Origin of the sequence: Apibacter sp. wkB309 (genome assembly GCF_002964915.1) — a bacterium.
Classification (GTDB): domain Bacteria; phylum Bacteroidota; class Bacteroidia; order Flavobacteriales; family Weeksellaceae; genus Apibacter.
Genome location: NZ_PSZL01000003.1, coordinates 1 through 24,882 on the forward strand (window position 1 = coordinate 1; position 24,882 = coordinate 24,882).

The 24,882-nt window shown below is 31.8% G+C and carries 19 protein-coding genes and 1 rRNA gene; 17 read left to right on the plus strand and 3 right to left on the minus strand.

Annotated elements, in window-relative coordinates:
- Positions 1-57 precede the first annotated feature (57 nt).
- The 12 genes from rrf to C4S75_RS03270 all read left to right on the plus strand — a co-directional run bounded on the left by rrf (position 58) and on the right by C4S75_RS03270 (position 12,757).
- Positions 58-165: ribosomal RNA gene (gene rrf, locus C4S75_RS03215) — 5S ribosomal RNA — on the plus strand.
- Positions 166-340: 175 nt separating this feature from the next.
- A complete protein-coding gene (locus C4S75_RS03220; RefSeq protein WP_105296892.1) occupies positions 341-1,738 on the plus strand; it encodes a dipeptidase in 1,398 nt (465 codons plus the stop codon).
- A gap of 59 nt (positions 1,739-1,797) precedes the next feature.
- Positions 1,798-3,129, plus strand: a complete 1,332-nt coding sequence (locus C4S75_RS03225) for a DNA recombination protein RmuC (RefSeq protein WP_105296893.1) — start codon at positions 1,798-1,800, stop codon at positions 3,127-3,129.
- A gap of 74 nt (positions 3,130-3,203) precedes the next feature.
- Positions 3,204-4,400 carry a glycoside hydrolase family 10 protein gene (locus C4S75_RS03230; RefSeq protein ID WP_105296894.1) on the plus strand — a complete coding sequence of 399 codons (1,197 nt, stop codon included), beginning with the start codon at positions 3,204-3,206 and terminating at the stop codon, positions 4,398-4,400.
- 98 nt (positions 4,401-4,498) lie between these two features.
- The gene (locus tag C4S75_RS03235; RefSeq protein WP_105296895.1) at positions 4,499-5,488 is read left to right on the plus strand and encodes a zinc-binding dehydrogenase; all 990 of its coding nucleotides are present in this window, start codon (positions 4,499-4,501) and stop codon (positions 5,486-5,488) included.
- 312 nt (positions 5,489-5,800) lie between these two features.
- Positions 5,801-7,564, plus strand: coding sequence for an arginine--tRNA ligase (gene argS, locus C4S75_RS03240; protein WP_105296896.1), 1,764 nt, complete (start codon positions 5,801-5,803; stop codon positions 7,562-7,564).
- Between the two features lies 1 nt (position 7,565).
- Positions 7,566-7,988, plus strand: a complete 423-nt coding sequence (locus C4S75_RS03245; RefSeq protein ID WP_105296897.1) for a Fur family transcriptional regulator — start codon at positions 7,566-7,568, stop codon at positions 7,986-7,988.
- Positions 7,989-8,030: 42 nt separating this feature from the next.
- Positions 8,031-9,122 (plus strand): DNA polymerase III subunit gamma/tau, encoded by a 1,092-nt coding sequence (gene dnaX, locus C4S75_RS03250; RefSeq protein WP_105296898.1) that lies wholly within the window; start codon positions 8,031-8,033, stop codon positions 9,120-9,122.
- Positions 9,123-9,226: 104 nt separating this feature from the next.
- The gene (locus tag C4S75_RS03255) at positions 9,227-9,745 is read left to right on the plus strand and encodes a hypothetical protein (protein ID WP_105296899.1); all 519 of its coding nucleotides are present in this window, start codon (positions 9,227-9,229) and stop codon (positions 9,743-9,745) included.
- Between the two features lie 226 nt (positions 9,746-9,971).
- Positions 9,972-10,709 (plus strand): FKBP-type peptidyl-prolyl cis-trans isomerase, encoded by a 738-nt coding sequence (locus tag C4S75_RS03260; RefSeq protein WP_105296900.1) that lies wholly within the window; start codon positions 9,972-9,974, stop codon positions 10,707-10,709.
- A 28-nt stretch (positions 10,710-10,737) separates the two neighbouring features.
- Positions 10,738-11,508 carry an FKBP-type peptidyl-prolyl cis-trans isomerase gene (locus C4S75_RS03265; RefSeq protein WP_105296901.1) on the plus strand — a complete coding sequence of 257 codons (771 nt, stop codon included), beginning with the start codon at positions 10,738-10,740 and terminating at the stop codon, positions 11,506-11,508.
- 118 nt (positions 11,509-11,626) lie between these two features.
- Positions 11,627-12,757, plus strand: coding sequence for a DegT/DnrJ/EryC1/StrS aminotransferase family protein (locus C4S75_RS03270; RefSeq protein ID WP_105296902.1), 1,131 nt, complete (start codon positions 11,627-11,629; stop codon positions 12,755-12,757).
- 72 nt (positions 12,758-12,829) lie between these two features.
- On the opposite strand, the gene C4S75_RS03275 is transcribed toward C4S75_RS03270, so the two are convergent.
- Positions 12,830-14,200, minus strand: coding sequence for a hydroxymethylglutaryl-CoA synthase family protein (locus C4S75_RS03275; protein ID WP_105296903.1), 1,371 nt, complete (start codon positions 14,198-14,200; stop codon positions 12,830-12,832).
- A 374-nt stretch (positions 14,201-14,574) separates the two neighbouring features.
- Between C4S75_RS03275 and C4S75_RS03280 the strand changes: the two genes are divergently transcribed.
- Together C4S75_RS03280 and deoD are read left to right on the plus strand one after the other, a co-directional pair.
- Positions 14,575-15,771 carry an aspartate aminotransferase family protein gene (locus C4S75_RS03280; protein WP_105296904.1) on the plus strand — a complete coding sequence of 399 codons (1,197 nt, stop codon included), beginning with the start codon at positions 14,575-14,577 and terminating at the stop codon, positions 15,769-15,771.
- A 112-nt stretch (positions 15,772-15,883) separates the two neighbouring features.
- Positions 15,884-16,600, plus strand: a complete 717-nt coding sequence (gene deoD / locus C4S75_RS03285; protein WP_105296905.1) for a purine-nucleoside phosphorylase — start codon at positions 15,884-15,886, stop codon at positions 16,598-16,600.
- A 61-nt stretch (positions 16,601-16,661) separates the two neighbouring features.
- Here deoD and C4S75_RS03290 read toward each other — a convergent pair whose 3' ends face one another.
- Together C4S75_RS03290 and C4S75_RS03295 are read right to left on the minus strand one after the other, a co-directional pair.
- Entirely contained in the window at positions 16,662-17,981 is a 1,320-nt protein-coding gene (locus C4S75_RS03290) for a M28 family metallopeptidase (RefSeq protein ID WP_158254203.1), read from the minus strand.
- The gene (locus tag C4S75_RS03295) at positions 17,968-18,429 is read right to left on the minus strand and encodes an energy transducer TonB (RefSeq protein WP_105296907.1); all 462 of its coding nucleotides are present in this window, start codon (positions 18,427-18,429) and stop codon (positions 17,968-17,970) included. The genes C4S75_RS03290 and C4S75_RS03295 overlap by 14 nt, the downstream gene beginning before the upstream one ends.
- Positions 18,430-18,889: 460 nt before the next feature.
- On the opposite strand from C4S75_RS03295, the gene C4S75_RS03300 reads away from it, so the two are divergent.
- The 3 genes from C4S75_RS03300 (at position 18,890) to C4S75_RS03310 (ending at position 24,826) form a co-directional block, all read left to right on the plus strand.
- A complete protein-coding gene (locus C4S75_RS03300; RefSeq protein WP_105296908.1) occupies positions 18,890-20,563 on the plus strand; it encodes a M23 family metallopeptidase in 1,674 nt (557 codons plus the stop codon).
- Positions 20,550-22,976 carry a TonB-dependent receptor gene (locus C4S75_RS03305; protein WP_255410573.1) on the plus strand — a complete coding sequence of 809 codons (2,427 nt, stop codon included), beginning with the start codon at positions 20,550-20,552 and terminating at the stop codon, positions 22,974-22,976. The genes C4S75_RS03300 and C4S75_RS03305 overlap by 14 nt, the downstream gene beginning before the upstream one ends.
- A 182-nt stretch (positions 22,977-23,158) precedes the next feature.
- Complete coding sequence (locus C4S75_RS03310; RefSeq protein ID WP_105296994.1) at positions 23,159-24,826, plus strand: formate--tetrahydrofolate ligase; 1,668 nt, start codon at positions 23,159-23,161, stop codon at positions 24,824-24,826.
- Positions 24,827-24,882 lie beyond the last annotated feature (56 nt).

Sequence of the window (24,882 nt, forward strand, 5' to 3'; positions counted from 1 at the left end):
GTTAATATAATTGGCCGTAAGCGTTTACAAATTTATATAAAATCCCATTAAGATATTTAGGGTGGTTATAGCGGTAGGGCTCACCTGTTCCCATTTCGAACACAGAAGTTAAGCCTACTTGCGCTGATGGTACTGCAAACGCGGGAGAGTAGGTAGCCGCCGGTTTTTTAAAAAAGAAAGCTTTGTATAGAATTATACAAGGCTTTTTTTGTTTTTGTTTGGAGTGGTTTTTGGTTACCTTCTTTTTATCTGTTTATTACTTCTTCTTATTTATTAATTTCAAAAACTATCCTGGAAGCGGTTTTTTTATTTATATATTTGTTACTATAATAATAAATAAATGGATAAAGCTTTTCAATACCAAATAGAAAATAAACAAAGATATTTAGACGAATTATTTGATTTATTACGAATCCCATCTATTAGCGCGGATTCTGCATATGCTAATGACATAATAAAATGTGCCAATAGTATTTCTAATAATTTAAAAGAATCCGGATTTGTGAATGTTGAAATATGTAAAACACAAGGGAATCCGGTTGTTTATGCTGATAAAATTATTAGCTCCGATTTACCAACAGTTTTAATTTATGGTCATTACGATGTACAACCTGCAGATCCCTTGAATCTTTGGGAAACCGATCCTTTTGATCCTGTAATAAGAAAATCAAACATACATCCGGAAGGTGCAATTTATGCTCGAGGGTCTGCTGATGATAAAGGTCAATTCTTTATGCATGTAAAGGCTATTGAGTCTCTTATTAAAACAAATTCTTTACCATGTAATGTTAAATTAATTATTGAAGGAGAAGAAGAAATAGGTTCTGTCAATTTGGGGAATTTTTTAAAAGAAAATTTAAGCAAACTTTCATGTGATATTATATTGATATCAGACACACATATTTTTTCAAATCAAGTTCCCACAGTTACAACCGGTTTAAGAGGTCTAAGTTATGTAGAAGTTGAAGTAGAAGGGCCTAATCGAGATTTACATTCAGGTTTATATGGTGGTGCAGTTCCTAATCCTATTAACGTGCTTTCTGATATGATCGCTTCGTTAATTGATAAAGACGGCAAAATTACAGTTAAAGGCTTCTACGATAAGGTAATAGAATTATCTCCTGAAGATCGGGCAGAATTAAATAAAATTCCTTTTGATGAAGAAGAGTTTAAAAAATCAATCGGTTTAAAAGGGACGCAAGGGGAAAAAGGATATAACTCGTTAGAGAGAACATCTATACGACCTACCTTAGATGTAAATGGTGTTTGGGGAGGTTATACAGGAGAAGGAGCTAAAACTGTTATTCCATCAAAAGCTCATGCTAAAATATCCATGAGGTTAGTTCCTGACCAAAATCCTGAGGAAATAACTGAATTGTTTACAAAACATTTTTTATCCATTGCTCCGGAAAGTGTTAAAGTAAAAGTCACCCCTCATCACGGAGGTAATGCGTATGTTTTACCCTCTTCAGATCCCGGATATAAAGCAGCTAAACTGGCTATGGAAAAAACCTTTAATAAAGAAGTTTTACCCTACAGAACCGGGGGCAGTATTCCTATTGTTTCTCTATTTGAAGAATTATTGGGAGCAAAATCCGTTTTAATGGGATTTGGATTGGATAGTGATGCTATTCATTCTCCTAATGAACACTACGGATTATTTAACTTTTATAAAGGAATTGAAACCATTCCCTATTTTCTCAAATTTTATACAGAAAACTTACGAAGTAAAAAATAATATTTAAAACGTAAGTAGAACTTGATTTTTCAAACATCCATTTTTGTACTCTTATATTTATGATTGAAATATTTTTGGTTTTACTATTTAGTATCATTTTTTTATTAATAGGAATATATATCGGAAAAAAAATTAATGATTCATCCATTAATTCCGAAAAAATTCTTTTAAATGAAAAGATAAAAGCTTTACATGCCGGTTTAAGTAAAAGTGAAGAACTAAAAGAAAAAGAGTTGTTTGAAAAGGAAAAAATAAAAAAGGAAAGAGAACAATTATTGCTTGAATTAGCTCGTAAAGATGCCGATTTTGAAAACCTAATGCATAAAAATAAAGAGCAAAAATTAGAGATTGAAGAAATTCAAGATAATTTTAGGAAAGAATTTGAGATAATAGCAAGTAAAATACTGGAACAAAAAACTGAAAAATTTACAGAACAAAACAGGCATAATATAAAAACACTTTTAGATCCCTTACAAGAGAAAATTTCCGTTTTTGAAAAGAGAGTGGAAGAAAGCCAAAAAGAAAATATAGGGATCTATGCATCTTTAAAAGAACAATTACATTATTTACAAAACCAAAATTTAAGAATCTCTCAGGAGGCTGAAAATCTCACTAAAGCTCTTAAAGGAGATACAAAAATTCAAGGAAATTGGGGAGAATTGGTTTTAGAAAGAGTTTTAGAAAAATCGGGATTAGAAAAAGGAAGAGAATATTTTATACAAGAACGCTTGAGTTCTGAAGATGGAAAACGGTATATCCCCGATGTAGTAATATATCTTCCTGATAATAAAAAGATGATTATAGATTCCAAAGTTTCATTAATAGCCTATGAACGTTACATAAACAATGATAATGAAGAAGAAAAAAAACTTCATTTAAAAGATCATATAAATTCTATAAAAAAACATGTTGATCAACTTTCATCTAAAAATTACCAAGGGTTGTATGCAGAAAATTCATTAGATTTTATATTACTTTTCATCCCCATTGAAACGGCTTTTTCTTTAGCTTTAAATTATGAATCATCTTTATATAACAAAGCCTTCGAAGAAAATATTGTTATAGTTACTCCGTCTACTCTTTTAGCAACCTTGAAAACTATTGATAGTATGTGGAATAACCAAAAGCAACAAAGAAATGCATATGAAATAGCTAAAACTGCCGGTAATTTGTATGATAAATTTGAAGGATTTCTACAAGATTTGTTGCGTATAGGGAAAAAAATGGATGAGGCTAAAAATGAATATGGAAACGCTATGAATAAGTTGGTAGAAGGGCGAGGTAATCTTGTCTCTCAAATACATAATTTAAAAAAAATGGGTGCAAAAGCTAAGAAAACTTTGCCTGATGATCTTATATCAAAAGCTGAAATTTTTGAAAGTGAATCTTAATTTTCAAAATCGATGATTAAAAAAAATTTATAAATAAATTGAATGAATTCTCTAAGTAATAAATAATAAAATAAATGAAAAGCAAAAAATTATTTTTGATTGTAGCACATTTTTTATCATTAACATTAATTTTTGCCGGTACTAATGAGCCTGTTGAAGAAGAGAATGAAGAAAAAAACAACAAAGAATTCAGGGCCGTATGGGTGGCTACATTTTTAAATATAGATTGGCCTTCAAAACCCGGTTTACCTGCCGAACAGCAAAAAGAAGAATTTATAACCTTATTGGAGAATGTCAAAAAATGGAAAATGAATGCCATTATTGTTCAGGTGAAACCCGCATCCGATGCTTTATATCCATCTAAATTAAGTCCCTGGTCGGGTTATTTGTCAGGAACTCAAGGAGTAGATCCGGGGTACGATCCCCTTGAATTTATGGTTAAAGAAGCACATAAAAGAAATATAGAAATACACGCTTGGTTTAATCCTTTTAGACTTTCAGCAGCCAATGCCAATTGGAGCTCATTGGCTACTGATAATATTGCATTCAAGCATCCCAATTGGGTGGTTAGATATGCCAATCAATTATATCTAAATCCGGGTCTTCCGGAAGTACGTGATTATGTAATACAGTCTATTATGGAAGTAGTTAATAACTATGAAGTAGATGGTATTCATTTGGATGACTATTTTTATCCCTATAAAGTGGGTAAACTCGATTATCCTGATTTTACGGCTTATACTAAATATGGGGTAACTTTTGCCAGTAAAGCAGATTGGAGAAGAGACAACATTAATACTTTTGTACAAAAATTATATAAGAGCATTAAATCCAAAAATAAAGATATAGAATTTGGAATTAGCCCATTTGGTGTTTGGAGAAATCAAAATAATGATCCTTTAGGATCGAAAACCAAAGCATTACAAAATTATGACGATTTGTACGCTGATGTTTTACTTTGGATGAGAAAAGGGTGGTTAAACTATGTAGCTCCTCAGTTATATTGGCATCGAGGACATAATCTTGCCGATTATGCCACTTTAGTGGAATGGTGGAGCAGTATGGCTAAAGAAACAGACACCAAACTGTATATAGGAATGGCGGCCTATAGAGTCAATCAATGGAAAAATCCGAATGAACTTGTTGAGCAAGTATATTATAATCGTGAATTTCCAGAAGTTAAAGGAAGTATATTTTTCAGTTATAAATCACTAGTAAATGATCCTAAAGGAGTTCTTACCAATTTAATATCCGGACCTTTTGCAGAATAAATTCTTTAAAGTATAAAAGTGTAGGTTTCGATAAAATCCTAATTTAAGTTGAGCAGTTTACATATCATTTATAAATCTATATAAATTGACAAATAATTATGAACGAGATATATTCAAAAGCTTGGTGTTGGCAGCATAGAGGAGAACCGGAAGATTTAATTTGTAAAGAATATAAAATCCGAGAAGTTGAAGATGATGAAGTACTCATTAAAAATGCTGTTATAGGACTTAATCCGGTTGATTGGAAACTGATATCATCCGGCAATCCTTCATGGGTAAAAGATCAAATTCCCGGAGTAGATGGTGCCGGTATTGTTATTAAAACAGGAAAGAAAATGAAGCGTATACAAATCGGTGCAAGAGTATGTTATCATTCTGATCTTACCCAAGCAGGCAGTTTTTCCACTCATACTATTCTTAAAGGGAATCGCATTATGCATATTCCTGAAAAACTTAGTGATTATGCAGCCGCAGCATTTCCTTGTCCCTCCTTAACCGCTTGGCAGGCTATGCAGAAAATTCCGGATATAGGTAATAAAAATGTACTAATAAGTGGAGCAGGAGGATCAGTAGGATATTTTCTTACTCAATTAATTCTGAATGCAGGAGCTAAGGTTTATATAACTGCCGATCTCCAACATCATAACGAATTTTATAAGATGGGAGTTAGTAAAGCAGTCGACTATAAAAATGATGATTGGAAAAATGAAATAAAAGAGGCTCAACCCGGAAGTAACTTTGATGTTATTTTTGACACAGTTAGTGGAAATCATGCTTCTCAACTTTTAGATCTAGCAGCCTATTATGGACATATAGTTGCCATACAAGGGAGAGTAGATACTAATCCTTTACCTCCATTTACAACTTGTGTTTCCTTACATGAAATCGCTTTGGGAGCATTTCACAGATTTGCATCGGAAAAACAAACGGTTCAATTAATGACTGATGGAGAAAACCTTTTACAACAAATCAGTACAGGTAAATTAAAGTTGAGAGATCAAAAAGTCAGCAGTTTTGACCGCTTACCCTCTCATCTGGCCGAAATGAAACAGACTAATTCAAGTTATAAATATCTTATTGAAATATAGATATTTTTTTATAAAAATATGGTGTAATCAAGCAAGCCTATTCATAAGAATATATGACAAACTATTGATGATTGATTATTAATAGATTATATCTTCAAGAAATATTTATTATTTATAATTTGAAGTTTTTATAAATAATAAGCATGTAAATTTAAATAAGTCTACTATGAATTATCGCTATAAATAGTCTTTAAATATAATAATACATTGAAAAAAAATGCGTCATCATATTCGTGTTAATTGAAGTAGGATAAAAAGTTACACTTTTAAGGGAAATGCCTAAATTTGTACATTCACTAGTAATTAAAAACAATGAACCTAAAGTCTTATATAAAAGAACAAAGTATACAAGCAATTGAAAACTTATTTCAACAAAAAGTTGAAGATGTTGAAATACAAATAACTAAAGATGAATTTGAAGGAGATTATACTTTAGTGGTTTTTCCCTTTGTTAAGCTAGTGAAACAGAAGCCGGAGGAAATAGCCAATAAAATAGGATCATATCTTACAGCTAAAGAGGAATTTGTTGCTTACAATGTAGTTAAAGGCTTTCTTAACCTCTCTTTAAATCCGACCGTTTTTACTCAATTATTAAAAGAAAAATATTCAGTTGAAGATTTTAAGCTTACGAAAAAGCAAACTGAAAAAATAATGGTTGAGTATTCCTCTCCGAATACCAATAAACCAATTCATTTAGGACATATAAGAAATAATTTATTAGGATTTTCAATTAGTAACATCTTAAAAGCAGCAGGAAATGAGGTGTTGAGAGGACAAATAATTAATGATCGGGGCATTCATATTTGCAAGTCCATGTTGGCATGGAAAAAATATGGAAATGGAGAAACTCCACAAACAACAGGAATCAAAGGAGATCATTTGGTAGGAAAATATTATGTTATTTTCGATCAAAAATACAAAGATGAAATACAATCTTTAATTTCATCGGGAATGGATGCAGATGAAGCAAAGAAAAAAGCACCCATTCTTTTAGAAGCTCAAGAAATGTTGAAAAACTGGGAAGACGGCGATGCGGAAATAAAAGCTTTGTGGAAAGAGATGAACAGTTGGGTGTATTCAGGTTTCGAGAAAACATATAAAAGATTAGGAGTTTCTTTTGATTTAATCCAATATGAAAGTGATACCTATTTGCTGGGAAAAGATGTTATTGAAGAAGGACTTAAAAAAGGAATTTTATTTAAAAAAGAAGATGGATCTGTTTGGGCAGATTTAACAGAAGAGGGATTAGATCAAAAATTATTGTTGAGAGGAGACGGAACCTCTGTCTATATTACACAAGATTTAGGAACAGCCGTTGAAAGATTTACCCGTTATCATCTTAATGAATTAATCTATACAGTAGGAAATGAACAAGACTATCATTTTCAGGTATTGTTTCTAATTTTAAAAAAATTAGGGTATCAATGGGCAGATAAATTATATCATCTTTCCTACGGAATGGTAGATTTACCAAGTGGAAAGATGAAATCAAGAGAAGGTACGGTGGTTGATGCTGATGAATTAATGGAAGAAATGCATCAAGAAGCAGTTAAAAAAACTTCCGAATTAGGAAAATTAGAAGGCTACACAGAAAATGAAAAAGAACAAGTGAATGAACTTATTGGCTTAGGCGCTTTAAAATATTTTATTTTGAAAGTTGATCCTAAGAAACGAATCTTGTTCGATCCTAATGAAAGTATCGAGTTCAACGGAAATACCGGTCCGTTTATCCAATATACGTATGCCCGGACTTGTTCCGTGCTGAGAAAAGCCGCAAAGCAAACCTTAGAAATTAAAGATAAAGAATTAAATAAAGCAGAACAAAAATTAATCATACTATTATCCTCCTATGAGGAACTAATTGAAAAATCTGCTGCAGATTTAAATCCCGCATTAATAGCCAATTATATTTACGATGTCTCTAAAGAATATAACTCTTTTTATCAAAGTAATCGTATCTTGGATGCCGAAAATGAATCAGAGCAACAACTGCGTTTGGCAATAACCCAGTGGACCGGAAATGTGATTAGACACGGGTTAAGTCTATTAGGTATAGGGGCACCGGAAAGAATGTAGTATGTTGTATGATTTAGAAAATATATTAAAACAAAAAGATATAAATCCCACAGCCATGCGTTTATTGGTTTTAGATTATTTTCTAAAACAAAATACCGCTTTATCCTTGTCGGATTTGGAGTCTGGTTTTGATTATTCTGATCGAACAACTCTATTCAGGACTTTAAAGACTTTTGAAAAAAAAGGATTATTGCATACTATAAATGATGGACATATAACTGTTTATGCCTTATGTATGGATAATTGTTCTGAGGAGCAACATGCTGACAGCCATATGCATTTTTGTTGCAAAAATTGCAAAAAAATATACTGTATGCGGACTGTAAAAACGCCGAATATAAGCATTCCTGAAGGTTTTATTGCTGAAAAATTAGATATAGTTATTCATGGGTTATGTAACGATTGTGCAGAGAAACCTATCTAAAAATTAACAGAAAAAGCAGAAAATTAGTAACTTTGTTCACTCATGGAAAACTTTGTAGTTTCAGCCCGAAAATATAGACCTTTAGAATTTGATGCTGTTGTAGGGCAAAGTCACATAACCAATACTTTGGAACATGCCATTGATAATAATCAATTAGCTCAGGCTTTGCTTTTCTGTGGACCCAGAGGAGTAGGTAAAACAACATGTGCCCGTATTTTAGCTAGAAAAATTAATGAAAAATACGGAGAGACTGATGAGAATGATTTTGCATTCAATATATTTGAATTAGATGCAGCTTCCAATAATTCCGTAGACGATATACGGAATCTGATTGAACAAGTGCGATACGCTCCTCAAGTAGGAAAGTATAAAGTATATATTATTGATGAGGTGCACATGCTGTCTAATGCTGCTTTTAATGCTTTTTTGAAAACATTGGAAGAGCCACCTGCACATGCCATTTTTATTTTGGCAACAACAGAAAAGCAAAAGATTATTCCTACCATTCTTTCAAGATGTCAGATCTACGATTTCAAGAGAATTGAAGTTAACGATATAAACAATCATTTAAAAAAAATAGCTCAAGAAGAAGGCATTCAATATGAAGAAGATGCATTGTATATTATCGCCCAAAAAGCAGACGGGGGATTACGCGATGCTCTTTCTATGTTTGACCGACTCGTTACTTTTACTCAAAAAAACTTAACAGTTGCGTCTGTTACAGAAAACCTAAGCATTCTTGATTATGAATATTATTTTAAAATAACGGATTTAGCTTTAAAAAATGATATTCCGGGATTACTATTAGCTTTTAATGATATTATAAAAAAAGGATTTGATCCACAATTATTTATTTCAGGATTAGGAAGTCATTTTAGAGATTTAATGGTAGCACAGAATCCTCAAACAATCTCCCTGTTGGAAGTAGGAGACAATACCAAGCAAAAATATTTGCAACAAGCTCAAAATTGCTCATCCAGATTTTTGATAGACGCTATTGAAATTTGTCATCAGGCTGATATAAACTTTAGGAATAGTAAAAGTCCTAAACTATCCATTGAAATAGCCTTAATGCAATTGGCATCTTTAACAGCTGGTGAATCTCCCACAACTAAAAAAAAAAGTTTAGGATAATACCACCCCCTAATCATCTTCTTGCAAAGCAGAAAAATAAATTATCACCCCAAACCATAAAATCCGAGGAAGAGAAACAGATAGAAAAAGTTGGTAATTCTCAGGTGAAAGTTGAAAATAATTTACCTTTAAAACCAATTGTAAAAAGTGGAAAACCTTTGAGAAATCAAACTAAAAAAGGATCATTTCTTTCAATAAAGGGATCGCTTCACACGGCTTCTCAAAAAGAAGAAAAGGTAGTTAATTTAGATTTTTCCGAAAGAGATAAAGACGATTTTACTGAAGATCAAGTAAAGAGTTTTTGGAATACCTATTTGGAAACTTTAAAAAACCAACCGGTTTTATATAGTGTTTTAAATACGACTCAATGCAGTGTTAAGCCGAATCATACTATTTTTTTTGAATTTCCTTCCAATTCAGCTTATGACGAATTTGAACACTTACGTGAAGATATTTTTCAAAAACTGAAAAAAGAGGTAAATAATTATTCCATTAATTTTAAATATAGAATTAAGGAAACTCAAAAAACGATCCTTCTAACAGATAAAGATAAATATGAAAAAATGGTAAAGGAAAATCCATTATTAGAGAAATTAAGAAATGATTTTCGATTAGATTTTTAAAATTACTGAAAAAATATAATGAACAACACTTATTTATAAGATTTTTACCGATTAAAAAAGAATAAATTCTTTTTTATAGAATATTAACTAAAATTTATATTCGTGTTTCAATAAATTATCGGATATTTGCAGGGTACTTATAATATTGGAAAAAATAATTTAAATGTTATATTATTCAGTATAAAAATTAGAAGGTCAAGAATAAAAAATAATAAATTTCAAACGAATGAAAAAAAATAAAATCGTTGCATTATTAGGTATAGTTTGCTCATTATCACTTTCTGCACAAGATAAAATTGAATTAAAAACAGATAAACAAAAATTGTCGTATTCTTTAGCATATAATATTGTTCAAAGTTTAAAACAACAAGATATGTTACAAGATATAGATATTAATATATTTAATCAGACATTTAGGGATGAATTAGCCGGTAAACCATCGATTTTCCCTATGGATTCTGTAAATTCCTTTATGCAGAAATATTTTTCAAAAAAAAGACTGGAATTTGAAAAGAAAAGAAAAGAACAAGGAGAACTGAATAAAACTCAAGGATTAGCTTTTTTAGAAAAAAATAAAAAGAAAAAAGGAGTAATTACTACTGCATCAGGGTTGCAATATGAGGTTTTAGAAAAAAGCAAATCTAATGAAAAGCCCAACGAAGATGATATGGTAAAAGTTAAGTATACCGGTAAACTTCTAGATGGAAAAATATTTGATTCGACAGATAAAAATAATGCAGGCAACCCAATTGAATTTCAATTAAACAGAGTAATTAAAGGATGGACAGAAGGGGTAGCCTTAATGACCAAAGGGTCAAAGTATAGATTTTTCATTCCTTCTGAACTTGCTTATGGAGAAAATGGAGCGGGAATGGATATAGGACCTAATTCTGTATTGATTTTTGATATTGAATTAGTGGATTTCAAAAAACCGGAAGATAATACAGAAAACTCAGCCAATTAAAAAAAATTATATTTAACTATTTAACACAATGATAAAGAAAACAATTTTACTGGCATTAGCAGGTATCAGCCTTGTTGCATGTAATAAGGAAGGACAAAGAGTTACAAAATTAAATACCGATGATGAAAAAGCAGCCTATGCAATTGGCTTAGATCTTGCTCGTAATTTTAAAATTCAAGGGTTTGATAAAGATTTAAATGTAAATATTATTAAACAAGCCATGGAAGATAAATTTGAGGGTAAACAATTATTATTCTCAGAAGATTCCATACAATCTTTTATGACTGTTTATGTTCCTAAACATTTGGAAAAAATAGCAAAAAGAAATGCAGAAGAAAGTAAAAAATTCCTAGAAGAAAATAAAAAGAAAGAAGGAGTTAAAACTACAGCTTCAGGACTACAATATAAAGTTGAAAAAGAAGGAAACGGAGCAAAGCCAACCGATGAAGATATGGTATCCGTAAATTATGTATTGAAAACAACCGATGGTTCTGTGATTGAAGATTCTAAAAAACAAACCGAAGGTAAACCGGCAGATATTCCTTTAGCAAGAGTGGTACCCGGATGGAAAGAAGGGGTTAAATTGATGTCTAAAGGAGCCAAATACATATTATATGTGCCTTCAGACTTAGCCTATGGGGAAAATGGTCCTGCGGGTCCTAATCAAGCTCTAATATTTGAAGTGGAATTGGTAGATTTTAAACCAATGCCTAAAGATGTAAAAAATCAAGCACCTATGCAGATTACACCTCAACAATTAGATCAAGTAGAAGAACAAACCCAACAAAAGCAAAAGTAAATTACTCTTATAAAATAGTAGATGAGGTAGAAAAACTCTTATTTTTAATAAGAGTTTTTCTTTTTATAGAAGCGGCATTACAAATTCATTTAGTAAATTTGTGTTCAAAATTTTACATATGAAGAAAATTCAAATGGTGGATTTAATCAACCAATACCAGCATATAAAACCTATTGTAGATAAAGGATTTGAAGAAGTATTAAACACCGCTTCTTTTATCAATGGACCACAAGTCAATTCATTTGCTCAAAATTTAGAAAAATATTTAGATGTAAAACATGTTATTCCATGCGGTAATGGTACAGAAGCATTACAAATAGCTCTAATGGCTCTGAATCTACAACCCGGTGATGAAGTCATAACCGCTGATTTTACTTTTGCAGCAACCGTGGAAGTAATTAGCTTGTTAAAGCTGAATTCTGTTTTAGTAGATGTAGATTATGATACTTTTACTATAAGTCCGGATGCCATAAGAAAAGCCATTACACCTAAAACAAAAGCTATTATTCCTGTGCATTTATTCGGGCAATGTGCAAATATGGAAGAAATCATACAGATTGCAAATGAACACAATTTATATGTTATTGAAGATAATGCCCAAGCTATAGGTTCAGAATATACATTTAGAAACGGAACTCGTAAAAAATCAGGAACAATGGGGATTATAGGAACCACTTCCTTTTTTCCTTCTAAAAATTTAGGTTGTTACGGCGACGGAGGTGCCCTTTTTACAGATAATGATGAATTAGCACATAAAATACGCGGAATTGTTAATCATGGAATGTACAAAAGATATTACCATGATGAAATTGGGGTAAATTCAAGATTGGATAGTTTACAGGCTGTGGTCTTAAATGCAAAATTACCTTTATTGGATTCCTATAATGAAAAGAGAAGAAAGGCTGCTGACTATTACGATCAAGCTTTTTCCAATCACCCTAATTTAGTAATTCCTGTAAGAATGGAAAATTATTCCACCCATGTATTTCATCAATATACCTTAAAAGTGATTAATTCAGATAGAGATGCTCTACAGCAATATCTTTCAGAAAGAGAAGTTCCTGCAATGATATACTATCCTGTACCTTTAAGAAAACAAAAAGCTTACGATAACGGAAATTATAAAGATGAAGATTTTCCGGCAACCAACAAGCTAATCAATGAAGTAATTTCTTTACCTATGCATACGGAATTGCAAGATGATCAGCTAAAATATATTACAGAAACGGTCTTAAGTTTTTTTAAATAAAACGGTAATGATCCTAAAAATAAAAAAAGCCTGAGAATATTTTCAGGCTTTTATATTATATTAAATAATTTTTTATTGTTTAAACTTATAATATCTAGCACCCAGTAATACAGGATTTTCATGTTCAATACTTTCCAACATATATTCATTTTTAGGAGCAAGTACAGATGTTTTTAATTCTTTTTTATATAAAGCATGATAAGTATCCATATCAATAGCCTGAGTTTGTTCTAATGTTTCAAACAAGTGAAGCTTTTCAGATTGAGTTTTCCATTCCTTTTCAATCACACCTTCAAACGCTTTCGATTTTGAACCGCTACCATAAGCTAAAAAGCCAAACTTTTCTCCGATAATTTCGGAATTGTTTTTTACATGATAATACAAGGTAGATAATAATCCCATAAAAATTGAACCGGTATACATATTTCCAATATTGGAAGAAGCAACTTCGGCTGGAGCAAACTTTTCTTGTACAAAAGATTTATATTCCGGAGTTTTACTTATTTCCTTGAGTTTATCGGTGTATTCCTTTTCTTGAGTAGGTAAAGATTCTTTTAAATCGGAATCTAAGGCATATATTTCAGAAAACATTCTTCTCCCTTGAAAAGAATAAGGAGAATGCACAATTATATTTTTCCACTGTTGATAAAGAGTGGTTTCAATGCCTAATAATTTTTTAAGATGAAAATAGGCACCCTTTAGTCTATTCTGATAACAAGTATTCGAATATTGACCGTCAAAGATAGGTTGTTCTTTAAAAAGATTGATTTCGTCTTCTTCAATTCCGAACCAAATCGGATTATTATCTTTTTCAGTGACTTCTTTTTTAGATAAGCTTCTTTTAGGCTTAAAAAAGTCAAAAACCCCTTTTGTACTAATTCCAATTTTATTTTTAATAGAGATGATTCTTGGATCTGCAGACAATAATAAAGCTACTGCACCTGCTCCTTGTGTATATTCTCCGGTAGAATTCAGGTCATATTTTGCATAATCCGTACCGATGACTATCGCTTTTTTATCAGGATTCACTCGAATATAATCTAATGAATTATGTAGGGCATCTACCCCTCCAATACAGGCAAAAGTAAGGTCTACCACATCGCAATGTTCAAAAGAACCTTCCCCATAAAGATCTTCCATTAGGGATACCAGAAAAGATCCGATAGGTTTGGAAGAATCAATACCGCTTTCCGTACCTATATAAATTCGGCTAATTTCTTCCGGGCGCAATCCTTCTTGCTCCAATAATTTTTTTAGAGCGTTAGCGGCAAAAACTATTACGTCTTGATGAACATCAGGAAGCGACATTTTAAGTAAACCTAAACCCTTTTCAAGCTTTGCAGGTTCAATGTCCCTCGCAATTGCTAATTCTTTTATAGGTAAATATATTTTCGGGATATCAAAAGAAAATGCGTCAATACCCACTTTTACATCATAATTCATAATATCAATAAATTCTTCACAAAAGTAGTAAAAACAAATGTATTTTAGGTTGGTATAAAGTTTTATCAAAAGGAAAAGTAATAGGTGTTGAGACTGTTTTTAAGTGAAATATTATAATTAATAAATCTTAAATATTTTCATAAAATACCTATACAGAATAATTTATTTAAAACTATAATAAAATATCTAAAAAAACATTGGATGAAAAAAGGTATAAAAAAAACTAAAGTTGAATCGTCTTTATGATATTTATCATATAATAATAACCGAAAATAAGAATATTAAAAAGAATATTTTAAGAAATAATTATTAAAAAATTACCATTTATAAGATGCAATATATTCCGTATTTTTGCCTGTAAAAATCATTGAGAAATGGGTAAATTACAAGAGGATTTTTTTAAATATCAAGCAAAAACAACTTTTTATGCCTCAGGTTTTGAAGTAGACAAAGCAGTAGGAAATTATATATACGGAAAAGATGGAAAGGCATATCTGGACTTTGTAGCGGGAGTTTCGGCAAATACTTTAGGTCATTCCCACCCGAAAGTTATTCAAGCGATTAAAGATCAGGCGGATAAATACTTACACGTAATGGTATATGGAGAATATGCCATGGAAAAGCCGGTGCAGATATGTAAAATGTTATCGGAAAATTTACCGGAACCGCTCCACACAACCTATTTGGTCAATTCCGGAACGGAAGCCATAGAAGCATCCATGAAGTTAGCTAAACGATATACAGGCAGGCAAGAAATCATTTCGTTTATTGATGCTTATCACGGAAACTCGCAAGGTTCCTTGAGTTTAGCCGGTAGGGATACTAATAAAAAGCCTTTTGAGCCTTTATTGCCTCAAATTAATTTTATACGTTTTAATGAAGAAGAAGATTTAGCTAAAGTAACCGAAAAAACAGCGGGAGTAGTAGTTGAAACCATTCAAGGGGCGGCAGGATTTATAACCCCTGAAAATAATTATTTGAAAAAATTAAAAAACAGATGTGAAGAAGTCGGAGCATTACTAATATTAGACGAGATACAGCCCGGATTTGGCAGAACAGGTAAGTTATTTGCTTTTCAGTGGTATGACCTGGTTCCCGACATCTTGGCCATGGGAAAAGGTATGGCCGGAGGAATTCCGATAGGAGCCTTTATGGCTTCGGCTGAAATGATGGATACTTTAGCAGATCATCCTAAACTAGGCCATGTGACTACTTTCGGCGGTAATCCTATTCCGGCTGCAGCAGCTTGTGCGGTTATGGAAGAATTATTGACAACCGATTTGATGGATCAAGTTCACGGCAAAGAAAAATTATACAGAGAAAAATTAAAACATAAGGAAATTCTCTCCATTAACGGAAGAGGTCTAATGTTGGCTGTGCAACTGCGATCACCTGAATTTAGCTTAAAAGTTGCTGAAAGATGTATGCATAAAGGATTAATCGTTTTTTGGCAATTATACAGAAATGAATTCTTACGAATTTCGCCTCCATTAACCATTACTCCGGAAGAGATTATTAAAGGATGTGATATTATTTTAGAATCCATCGATGAAGTAGCTAAAGAATTTTAAATTGTATTAAGTTCTAAACGAATAATAATTCAAGTTTTAATTAAACAAATAACTAATCAAGTAAAGATAGTATTCTTATCTTTACTTCACGTAAAAACTAAAATTAAATCATATGGCAACTGCACACATTCAGGCAGAATTCGGAGAAATTGCAAAAACAGTATTGATGCCCGGAGATCCCTTAAGGGCTAAATATATAGTGGATAAATATTTAGAAAATCCAATACAATTTAATTCTGTCAGGAACATGTTTGGATATACCGGTCTTTATAAAGGGAAAAAAATATCTATTATGGGATCAGGTATGGGAATGCCAAGTATAGGTATCTATTCTTATGAGCTATTTTCTCAGTACGGAGTTGACACTATTATACGAATTGGTTCAGCAGGTTCGTATGTTGAAGACATTAAAATATATGACGTAGTATTAGGGAATAGCGCATATAGTGAATCCTCTTATGCAAAAGTACAGTCAGGATACAACAAAGATAAAACCTATCCGTCAGAAGAATTAAATGTATTTATTGCAAAGAAAGCAATTGAATTGAACATTTCAATTCATGAAGCCTGTATACATTCCAGTGATGTTTTTTATGTAGAAGGAGGGACTGATTATAAAAAATTAATTCAAGATCATGGTTGCGGTTGCGTAGAAATGGAAAGTTTTGCTCTATTTCATAATGCCCAAGTTTTAGGTAAAAATGCAGCTTGTTTATTGACCATCTCTGATTCATTCATTACAAAAGAAAATATATCAGCACAGGAGAGACAATCCTCTTTTGATACGATGATGGTTCTAGCGTTGGAATCAGCTATCGGTTTTCAATAAAAATTACATGATAAATAAAGTTAAAGGCAAGTAATTTTTACTTGCCTTTTTTATGAATATATTATAATACATTTATAAATTTAGTTAGTAGGGCAACTAACTTATCGAAGGCATACAGAGAAACTTCTGTATCGTATATATCATGATATCCGCTTTTTCCACCTAAAGTATAAATATAAAAAGAAGGAACTCCTTTTTCATAAAAAGGGCAATGATCGCTATTACACGCACTTCCTCTGATTTTAACCTGTTTTAAATAATTATACATGTAACTTATATTTTCAAGTTTAGTAAATTGCTTAAAATACTCTTTACCGTTTACAACTTGAATTCCATCTTCTCCCGTACCTACCATATCAAAATTTATTAAAAATTTAATTTTCTTTAGATCGAACAAAGGGTGATTTACAAAATATTGTGAACCTTTTAATCCAGCCTCTTCTCCGGCAAAAGCAATGAATACTATATCAAAATTGGGTTTATTTTTTTCAAAAACTTTAGCCATTGAAAATAGCAGAGCGACACCACTGGCATTATCATTTGCACCGGGAAATATAACGTCATTAATTTTACCCAGATGATCATAATGTGCAGTTAATACAATAAGGCTGTCGGAACGTTTGCCTTTTATATAACCTACTACATTATTAGCTTCAAAATTAGGTTCAAAATGGGTTTTTATATCTAAAGTAATGGATGAGATAGTATCAGGTACGGATTGATTATTAATAAACAAATTAACGGTTTTAGTTTGTTTAGGACTTAAAGAATGTATAAATTTTGATGAAGTTTGCTGTATTACCAATGGAACTGAAATATCCCAAACTTCATTGCAAATAAGTTGCGGAATCTCACGATATAATTGATTTGCCGATTCCTCCTGTAAAATCAAGTTATCCGGGAAAATTTTATTCGGAAAAACCACTGAACGGGTATTTATTTTTTCCAATTCTTTATCAATATAAGAACGGTCATTCCACTCAAATAAGCTGTCAATTACCCCCGTATTAAATACAACAGGAGAAAACGTTCCCTTTAAAGATGGCGAACCGGCACCAACCAAATAATCTGAACCTAATTTCAGTTCTTTACCATTCACAGAAACAAAACTTTTGTCTATAATATTAATTGGATAAGAAAAGGATTGGAAATACGAATTATGAATTTTAGATAAACCAATTTTTTCAAATTGTGCAGCAATTTCTTCCGATGTTTTTTTCATTCCGTCTTCAACATAGCCTCGACCGGCAAATTCGGAAGAGGTTAGTTTTTTTATCACTTGTTCCGCATATACTTTAGGCGTTTGCGCTACGGATAAATTAAAGAAAAAAATAAATAAAACAATACAACTTTTTGAAATCAGCTTGTTAGTTATGGGCATCTTGAATATAAGGTTTTGATTGATTGGATGGTATTTTAAAATTAACTCGTAAAATATAATAAGACCGAACATGCTTTTTATTTAATATGGCCGAATTCCATCTGGCTTGTGTTTTCTTTAAAACACGAATAATTTCATCGGCACATCCGTATCCTATATCTTTTAAAATTTCAAAATTAGTAATTGTGCCGTTTTTTTCAATAATAAATTTCACAATCACTTTTCCTTGAATATGGTTGTTTATGGCTTTTACAGGATATTCAAGATTGGAAGATAAAATTTTGAGTAATTGCTTTCGTCCTCCTTCATATTCTCCTTTTATTTGGACTTGATACGGTTCATAAATGTTATTTTTAGGTAACGATGATTTTTCTTGAGCAGAAAGAATATTATAAAATAAAATAATGACAATAAATGATAGAACCGTGTGTATGTTTTTTTTTAACATAAAAAGTGGTTTTGTTAAAATTTATAACTATTAAATATTTATACGAGGTAAATTGGTAATAATTTTTCAAATATACGGGATAATTTTTTTTAGGTTTAAATAATTTCAAAATTATAATTCTATCGGGGGAGAGATTTTTTGTTAACTTCTGGATCATAGGTTCATTTGGATGGATAAGCCTGACTTTTTTTATCCTTAATTTATAATGAATGTAAATAATATTTTACTATAGAATTCATTATTCTTTGAATGTAATTCAATATCTGACCAATGACTTTGTCACTTAAGGACAGAATAAACTAGTTAGCGATCTAATCTTTAAATTCATTACCAATTAAAACACCATAAATAAAATTTAACTTAATTAAAGTGTTAAAAGAATCTAAATAAAAATGAAATTCTTATTTTTGAGAAAGATTACTATATCATAATAAATAAAGATGATTATTTAAAATTTCCCATGAAAAAAATAGCAGTAACAGCAGCCCTACTATTCACGCTCTTATCCCATTCACAAAATTATCCTAAAAATTTTGCATCCCCTTTAACTATCCCTATTTATTTATCTGCTAATTATGGAGAACTACGAAAAAATCATTTTCATTCCGGTTTAGATATGAAAACCCAACAGAGAACAGGGTTATCTGTGTTGGCTTCTCAAGATGGTTATATTTCTAGAATTAATATTTCACCCTATGGATACGGTAAAGCAATTTATATAGATCATCCCAATGGATACACAACGGTATATGGTCATTTAAGCGAATTGAAAGGAGCCATTGAAGAAAGAGCACGTAAAGAACAATATAAAAATAAAAGTTTTACTGTTGATTTCTATTTGAAACCGGGAGAACTTCCAATAAAAAAAGGAGAAATTATCGCACTTTCAGGAAACACCGGTGGATCCGGGGGACCTCATTTACATTTTGAAGTTAGAGATACCAAAACAGAAGAAATTTTAAATCCGTTTTTATTCGGATATGATGTTAAAGATCAAATAAAACCTTTATTAAGAGGCACCTGGATTTATCCTGTAAAAGGACAGGTAAACGGCAGCAATTCTAAAATTATAGCGTCTGAAGGTGGAAGTTATACCGTATCAGGAGAAATTGGTTTCGGTGTAAAAGCTTACGATCAACAGAGCGGATCTCAAAATTTAAACGGAGTTTATTTTATTAAAACTTGGGTTAACGGTCAGATCCTATCCATATTTCAAGCGGATAAGCATTCTTTTAGTGAAACCCGTTCTATTAATGCTTCCGTGGATTATCCCGAATTATTGGCTAACAACAGTTGGATATATCGCACTTATTTATTACCGGGTAATTCTTTGCAGATGTATGAACAAAAGGTTAATCGAGGAATTTTAAAAGTAGAAGCAGGAAAAACGTATCAAGTTAAAATAGAAGTGGGAGACTATGCCGGTAATGTTACCGCACGAAGTTTCACCATGAATGGTATTGCTTATAAAAATACAAATGATTCGGAAAAAATAAAATCAGGAAATGAACTTTTAAACGTAAATTTTAAAAATCCATATTCATTTAATCAGGACGGATTGTTTGTAAACTTTGAAAAAGGATCTTTTTATGAAGATTTCATTTTTAATTATAAAAAAATCGGAAGTAATCAATATCAAGTGCATCAATCATCAGTTCCTATTCACAAAAAATATGAAATCACTATAACACCCGATTGGAGCAATTTGAATAAATCTAAAGCAGATAAATATGTTATTATCAGAGAATCTAATTTCGGTCCATTAAAAAAAGAATATTTAGATACCTCTTATGAAAATGGAAAATATAAAGCAACTCCTAAAGATTTTGGAAAATTCTATCTGGCCTTAGATGAATCAATACCTACAATTAGCTGTCCTATGCTCACAAAATCAAAAAAAATAGGAAATAAATTATCATTTAAAATTAAAGACACAGGATCGGGAATTAAAACCTTTGATGTTTTTATCGATGGAAAATGGGTACTTGCTGAATATGAATATAAGCAAAACAGCCTATTTATTTCTAACTTAGAAAAAGAAGGAATTCGATCAGGTAAGCATCAAGTTGAGGTAATAGTTACCGATAAAGTAAATAATAAAAAGATATATACGAGCGACTTTGAAAAATTATAAAATTCTAACATTTCTAGTCTTATGGACGATCTCCTATAGTGTATGGGGGCAGACCATAACTATTTCGGGTAAAATACAAGATAATCATGGCAATCCAATATCCGAAGCTAAGGTTTATGTAAATCCTGAACCAATTTCCATATCTGATAGAAATGGAAATTATGGATTACAAGTACCTTCCCATACTACTCTAACTTTAACCGTTGAACATAAGGGGTATTTATCAGATACAAAAATTTTTATAACGTCTGATCAAGATATCAAGATGGATTTTAATCTTAAGCCCGATAAAGAAAAAGAAATTCCTGAAGTTGTGTTTAAAGGAACTCGAAAAAAAACGGCTGATATAACTATGCAGCAGATCGATGTACACAATCTTGATAATACACCCACTCTTTCCGGAGGAGTAGAAGAAATTTTAAATACGGTTTTTGTAAGTACGGCCAGTGAGTTAAGTTCTCTTTATAGAGTTAGAGGTGGAAATTACGATGAAAATTTAGTCTATATAAATGGAGTAGAAATATATAAGCCCTTAACCGTGCGAAGCGGACAACAAGAAGGAATGAGCATCATTAATCCGGAAATGGTTTCTTCCATTAATTTTTCTGCCGGAGGATTTGAATCTCGATACGGGGATAAAATGTCGAGCGTATTGGATATTCAATACAGAAAACCTCGAAAATTGGAAACCAGTCTGGAAGCAAGTTTATTAGGGGGCGGAGCGACTTTTGGGTATGCAGACAAAAAAAATAAATTTTCGGGAATTGTAGGCGCCAGATATAGAAATACGGATCTTATTTTAAATACTTTTGATGGAGATACGGATTTCAACCCGCAATATTTTGATGTACAAAGTTATCTTCAGTATACCTGGACTCCTCAATGGAAATTGTCATTTTTAGGAAATTATGCTTCCAATGATTATACAATGGAACCCAAAAATAGAGAAGTAGAATTTGGAACTTTACAACAGCCAATCAAGCTAAATGTTGCCTATAATGGTAATGAAAAAGATAAATATAGAACGGCTAACGGGACAGTCTCTTTAGAATTTAAACCTTCAAATAAACTAGCTTTTAATTTAGATGGATATGCTTTTCATTCTAAAGAGCAGGAATATTTTGATATTTCAGCCGGATATATGTTACAAGAAGCAGATCAGGATACAGGCGATTTCTTGCCTTCATTCAATTCAGGAGGACAAATAAATCACGGGAGAAACAATTTGGATATGTTGGTTTTAGGTTCACAATTGAAGGCTAAATATAATTTAAATGTAAATTCATCATTTGAAGCGGGTTTTCAATATCAACATGATGATATAAGAAACCTTAAAAACGAATGGCAGCTCATTGATTCGGCAGGATATGTCATACCAAGACCTTTAGTACCGCCGGGAAATTTAGATGAATCCGACTTGATTTTAATAAATCATGTTTCAGCTAATAATAAGTTAAAATCCAATAGAGTTAATGGATACTTGCAATATTCAACTAAATTTATGTGGAATACCACTCGTGTATTAATTAATGGAGGAGTTCGAGCAACTCATTGGGATTTCAATGGTGAAACCAATGTTAGTCCCCGAGCACAAATTGCTTTAAAGCCGGATTGGAAGATAGATATGCTTTTTCGTTTTGCTACGGGTTTCTACTATCAACCCCCTTTTTATAAAGAAGCTTTACGGTTAGACGGTACGTTTAATGTTAAAATTAAATCGCAACGTTCCATACATTTTATTTTAGGTAATGACTTTGAGTTTAAAATGCTCAACAAACATCCATTTAAATTAACAACGGAAATTTATTACAAGAAATTAAATGATTTAATACCCTATTTTGTAGATAATGTAAGGATAATTTATACCGGAGAAAATAATTCCAAAGGGTATGCCTATGGAATAGATGCCCGATTGAATGGTGAATTTGTAGAGGGTGCCGAATCGTGGTTATCGGTTTCATACGGTAAAACCGAAGAAAATATTGACGGAAGAGGTTATATACCGCGTCCGACAGATCCGAGATTTAAAATTGGATTATTTTTTCAGGATTATATGAAGAAATATCCCCGATTTAAAGCCAATGTAAATTTAGTCTATGCTTCCGGTCTTCCCAACGGAGCCCCTTTATATTCAGATCCGTATAACTATCAAACCACCTTATCGGATTATAAACGAGCCGATGTTGGCTTGACTTATGTTTTTGTGGATCAAAAAAAGAATAAAGCTCGTATCGGTACCGCTTGGGATAAATTTAAGGAGTTATCGTTGGGGTTAGAAATATTTAATGTTTTTGATGTAAGAAATACGGTTAGTAATGATTGGATCAGAGATGTCAATTCAACTTCTTATTACGCTGTGCCTAATAAACTAACGGGAAGGTTTTTTAATGTAAAATTAAATGTAAAATTATAGCCTAGAATCACCTGTTTAAATGATATGTATTTAAAATTTATGATCTGTTGCTATTTTAGATACTTGGTTAAAAAAGTGGTAGTGTTAAAATATTATTATACGATTATCGATATAAAATATATATATTTGGAATTAAGTATTTAAATTTTGATCAGATGAAAAGCAAACATACATATAAAAAAATAAGTTCAGATATAGAAATAGCTCGTTCCATAACACTGAAACCTATATCCGAAATAGCTGAAAACATAAATATTCCTGAAAAGGAAATAATACCTTTTGGAAAATATATAGCAAAAGTTCCCCTAGAGCTGGAATCCAAAGAGAAAATAAACAAATCCAATTTAATTTTAGTAACTTCCATAACGCCAACTAAAGCAGGGATAGGAAAAACAACAGTATCCATAGGTTTAGCTTTAGGACTCAATAAAATTGGTAAAAAAGCAATAGTTGCTTTAAGAGAACCTTCTTTAGGACCTTGTTTTGGCATGAAAGGAGGAGCTGCAGGAGGAGGATATGCACAAGTGCTGCCCATGGAAAATATCAATCTTCATTTTACAGGAGATTTTCATGCTATAACCTCAGCTCATAATATGATTACTGCATTATTGGATAATTATAATTATCAAAACAGAGGCACATCGGAGGTATTAAAAGAAGTGGTTTGGAAGAGAGTATTAGATGTTAATGATCGAAATCTTCGCAATATAGTTTCCGGATTGGGAGGAAATGCTAACGGTGTGATTCAAGAATCGGGATTTGATATAACCCCTGCTTCAGAAATTATGGCTATACTGTGCTTGGCAACGGATATAGATGATTTACGAAGAAGGATTGAAAATATTTTACTGGGCTACAAAACAGATGGTAGCATTTTTACTGTAAAAGATTTGGGTGTAGCGGGAGCCATTACGGTATTATTAAAGGATGCCCTACTTCCTAACTTAGTACAAACCACTGAAAATACAGCCGCATTTGTACATGGAGGTCCTTTTGCCAATATAGCACACGGGTGCAATTCCGTATTGGCAACAAAACTGGCTATGAGTCATGGAGAATACGTAATTACAGAAGCAGGTTTTGGTGCTGATTTGGGTGCTGAAAAATTTTATGATATAAAGTGCAGAAAATCGGGGTTAGAACCTAAACTCACGGTTCTTGTGGCAACGGCGCAAGGACTGAAAATGCACGGAGGAGTTCCAATATCTCATATAAAGGAAGAAAATGTTGACGGAATCGCTCGAGGGCTTCAAAATTTGGAAAAGCATCTCGATAATATTAAATCTTATGGGCAAACCGTATTAGTTGCTTTCAATAAATATTCAATAGATACAGAGAATGAAATATCTTTAGTAAAAGAATTTTGTCAAAAAAGAGGGGTTGGTTTTGCAATAAATAATGCATTTACAGAGGGTGGAATAGGAGCAGTAGACCTGGCAGAATTAGTAGTGGAAACGATAGAAAAAAATCCTTCCGAAAAATTGAAATTTGTATACAAAGATGAAGATTCAATTAAAGTAAAAATTGAAAAAGTAGCTAAAAAAATATACGGAGCTTCATCGGTAAGTTTTAGTAAACAAGCATCTCAAAAAATAAAAAAATTGGAAGATAGCGATATGAGTAAATTTCCCGTTTGCATCGCAAAAACTCAATTTTCATTTTCTGCAAATCCTACGGCTTACGGAGTTATTAAAGACTTTGATTTGGAGATTAGGGATTTGGTAATAAACCGAGGAGCGGAATTTATAGTAGTAATTGCAGGAGATATCATGCGTATGCCCGGTTTGCCAAAAAATCCTGCAGCCATGCATATAAATTTGGTTAATGGCTTAGTAGAAGGTTTAAGTTAAAAATACAATCATCCAATAAATTAAATAAAAATAAATCGGAACAAAGAGGTTTGACG

What these genes read in the sequence shown, in the direction of transcription:
- C4S75_RS03275 (WP_105296903.1), bottom strand. Translation starts at nt 14,200, where the DNA reads ATGAATTATGATGTAAAAGTGGGTATTGACGCATTTTCTTTTGATATC.
- dnaX (WP_105296898.1), top strand. Translation starts at nt 8,031, where the DNA reads ATGGAAAACTTTGTAGTTTCAGCCCGAAAATATAGACCTTTAGAATTT.
- C4S75_RS03265 (WP_105296901.1), top strand. Translation starts at nt 10,738, where the DNA reads ATGATAAAGAAAACAATTTTACTGGCATTAGCAGGTATCAGCCTTGTT.
- C4S75_RS03295 (WP_105296907.1), bottom strand. Translation starts at nt 18,429, where the DNA reads ATGTTAAAAAAAAACATACACACGGTTCTATCATTTATTGTCATTATT.
- C4S75_RS03280 (WP_105296904.1), top strand. Translation starts at nt 14,575, where the DNA reads ATGGGTAAATTACAAGAGGATTTTTTTAAATATCAAGCAAAAACAACT.
- C4S75_RS03300 (WP_105296908.1), top strand. Translation starts at nt 18,890, where the DNA reads ATGAAAAAAATAGCAGTAACAGCAGCCCTACTATTCACGCTCTTATCC.
- C4S75_RS03245 (WP_105296897.1), top strand. Translation starts at nt 7,566, where the DNA reads ATGTTGTATGATTTAGAAAATATATTAAAACAAAAAGATATAAATCCC.
- C4S75_RS03290 (WP_158254203.1), bottom strand. Translation starts at nt 17,981, where the DNA reads ATGCCCATAACTAACAAGCTGATTTCAAAAAGTTGTATTGTTTTATTT.
- C4S75_RS03235 (WP_105296895.1), top strand. Translation starts at nt 4,499, where the DNA reads ATGAACGAGATATATTCAAAAGCTTGGTGTTGGCAGCATAGAGGAGAA.
- C4S75_RS03260 (WP_105296900.1), top strand. Translation starts at nt 9,972, where the DNA reads ATGAAAAAAAATAAAATCGTTGCATTATTAGGTATAGTTTGCTCATTA.
- argS (WP_105296896.1), top strand. Translation starts at nt 5,801, where the DNA reads ATGAACCTAAAGTCTTATATAAAAGAACAAAGTATACAAGCAATTGAA.
- C4S75_RS03270 (WP_105296902.1), top strand. Translation starts at nt 11,627, where the DNA reads ATGAAGAAAATTCAAATGGTGGATTTAATCAACCAATACCAGCATATA.
- C4S75_RS03230 (WP_105296894.1), top strand. Translation starts at nt 3,204, where the DNA reads ATGAAAAGCAAAAAATTATTTTTGATTGTAGCACATTTTTTATCATTA.
- C4S75_RS03225 (WP_105296893.1), top strand. Translation starts at nt 1,798, where the DNA reads ATGATTGAAATATTTTTGGTTTTACTATTTAGTATCATTTTTTTATTA.
- C4S75_RS03220 (WP_105296892.1), top strand. Translation starts at nt 341, where the DNA reads ATGGATAAAGCTTTTCAATACCAAATAGAAAATAAACAAAGATATTTA.
- deoD (WP_105296905.1), top strand. Translation starts at nt 15,884, where the DNA reads ATGGCAACTGCACACATTCAGGCAGAATTCGGAGAAATTGCAAAAACA.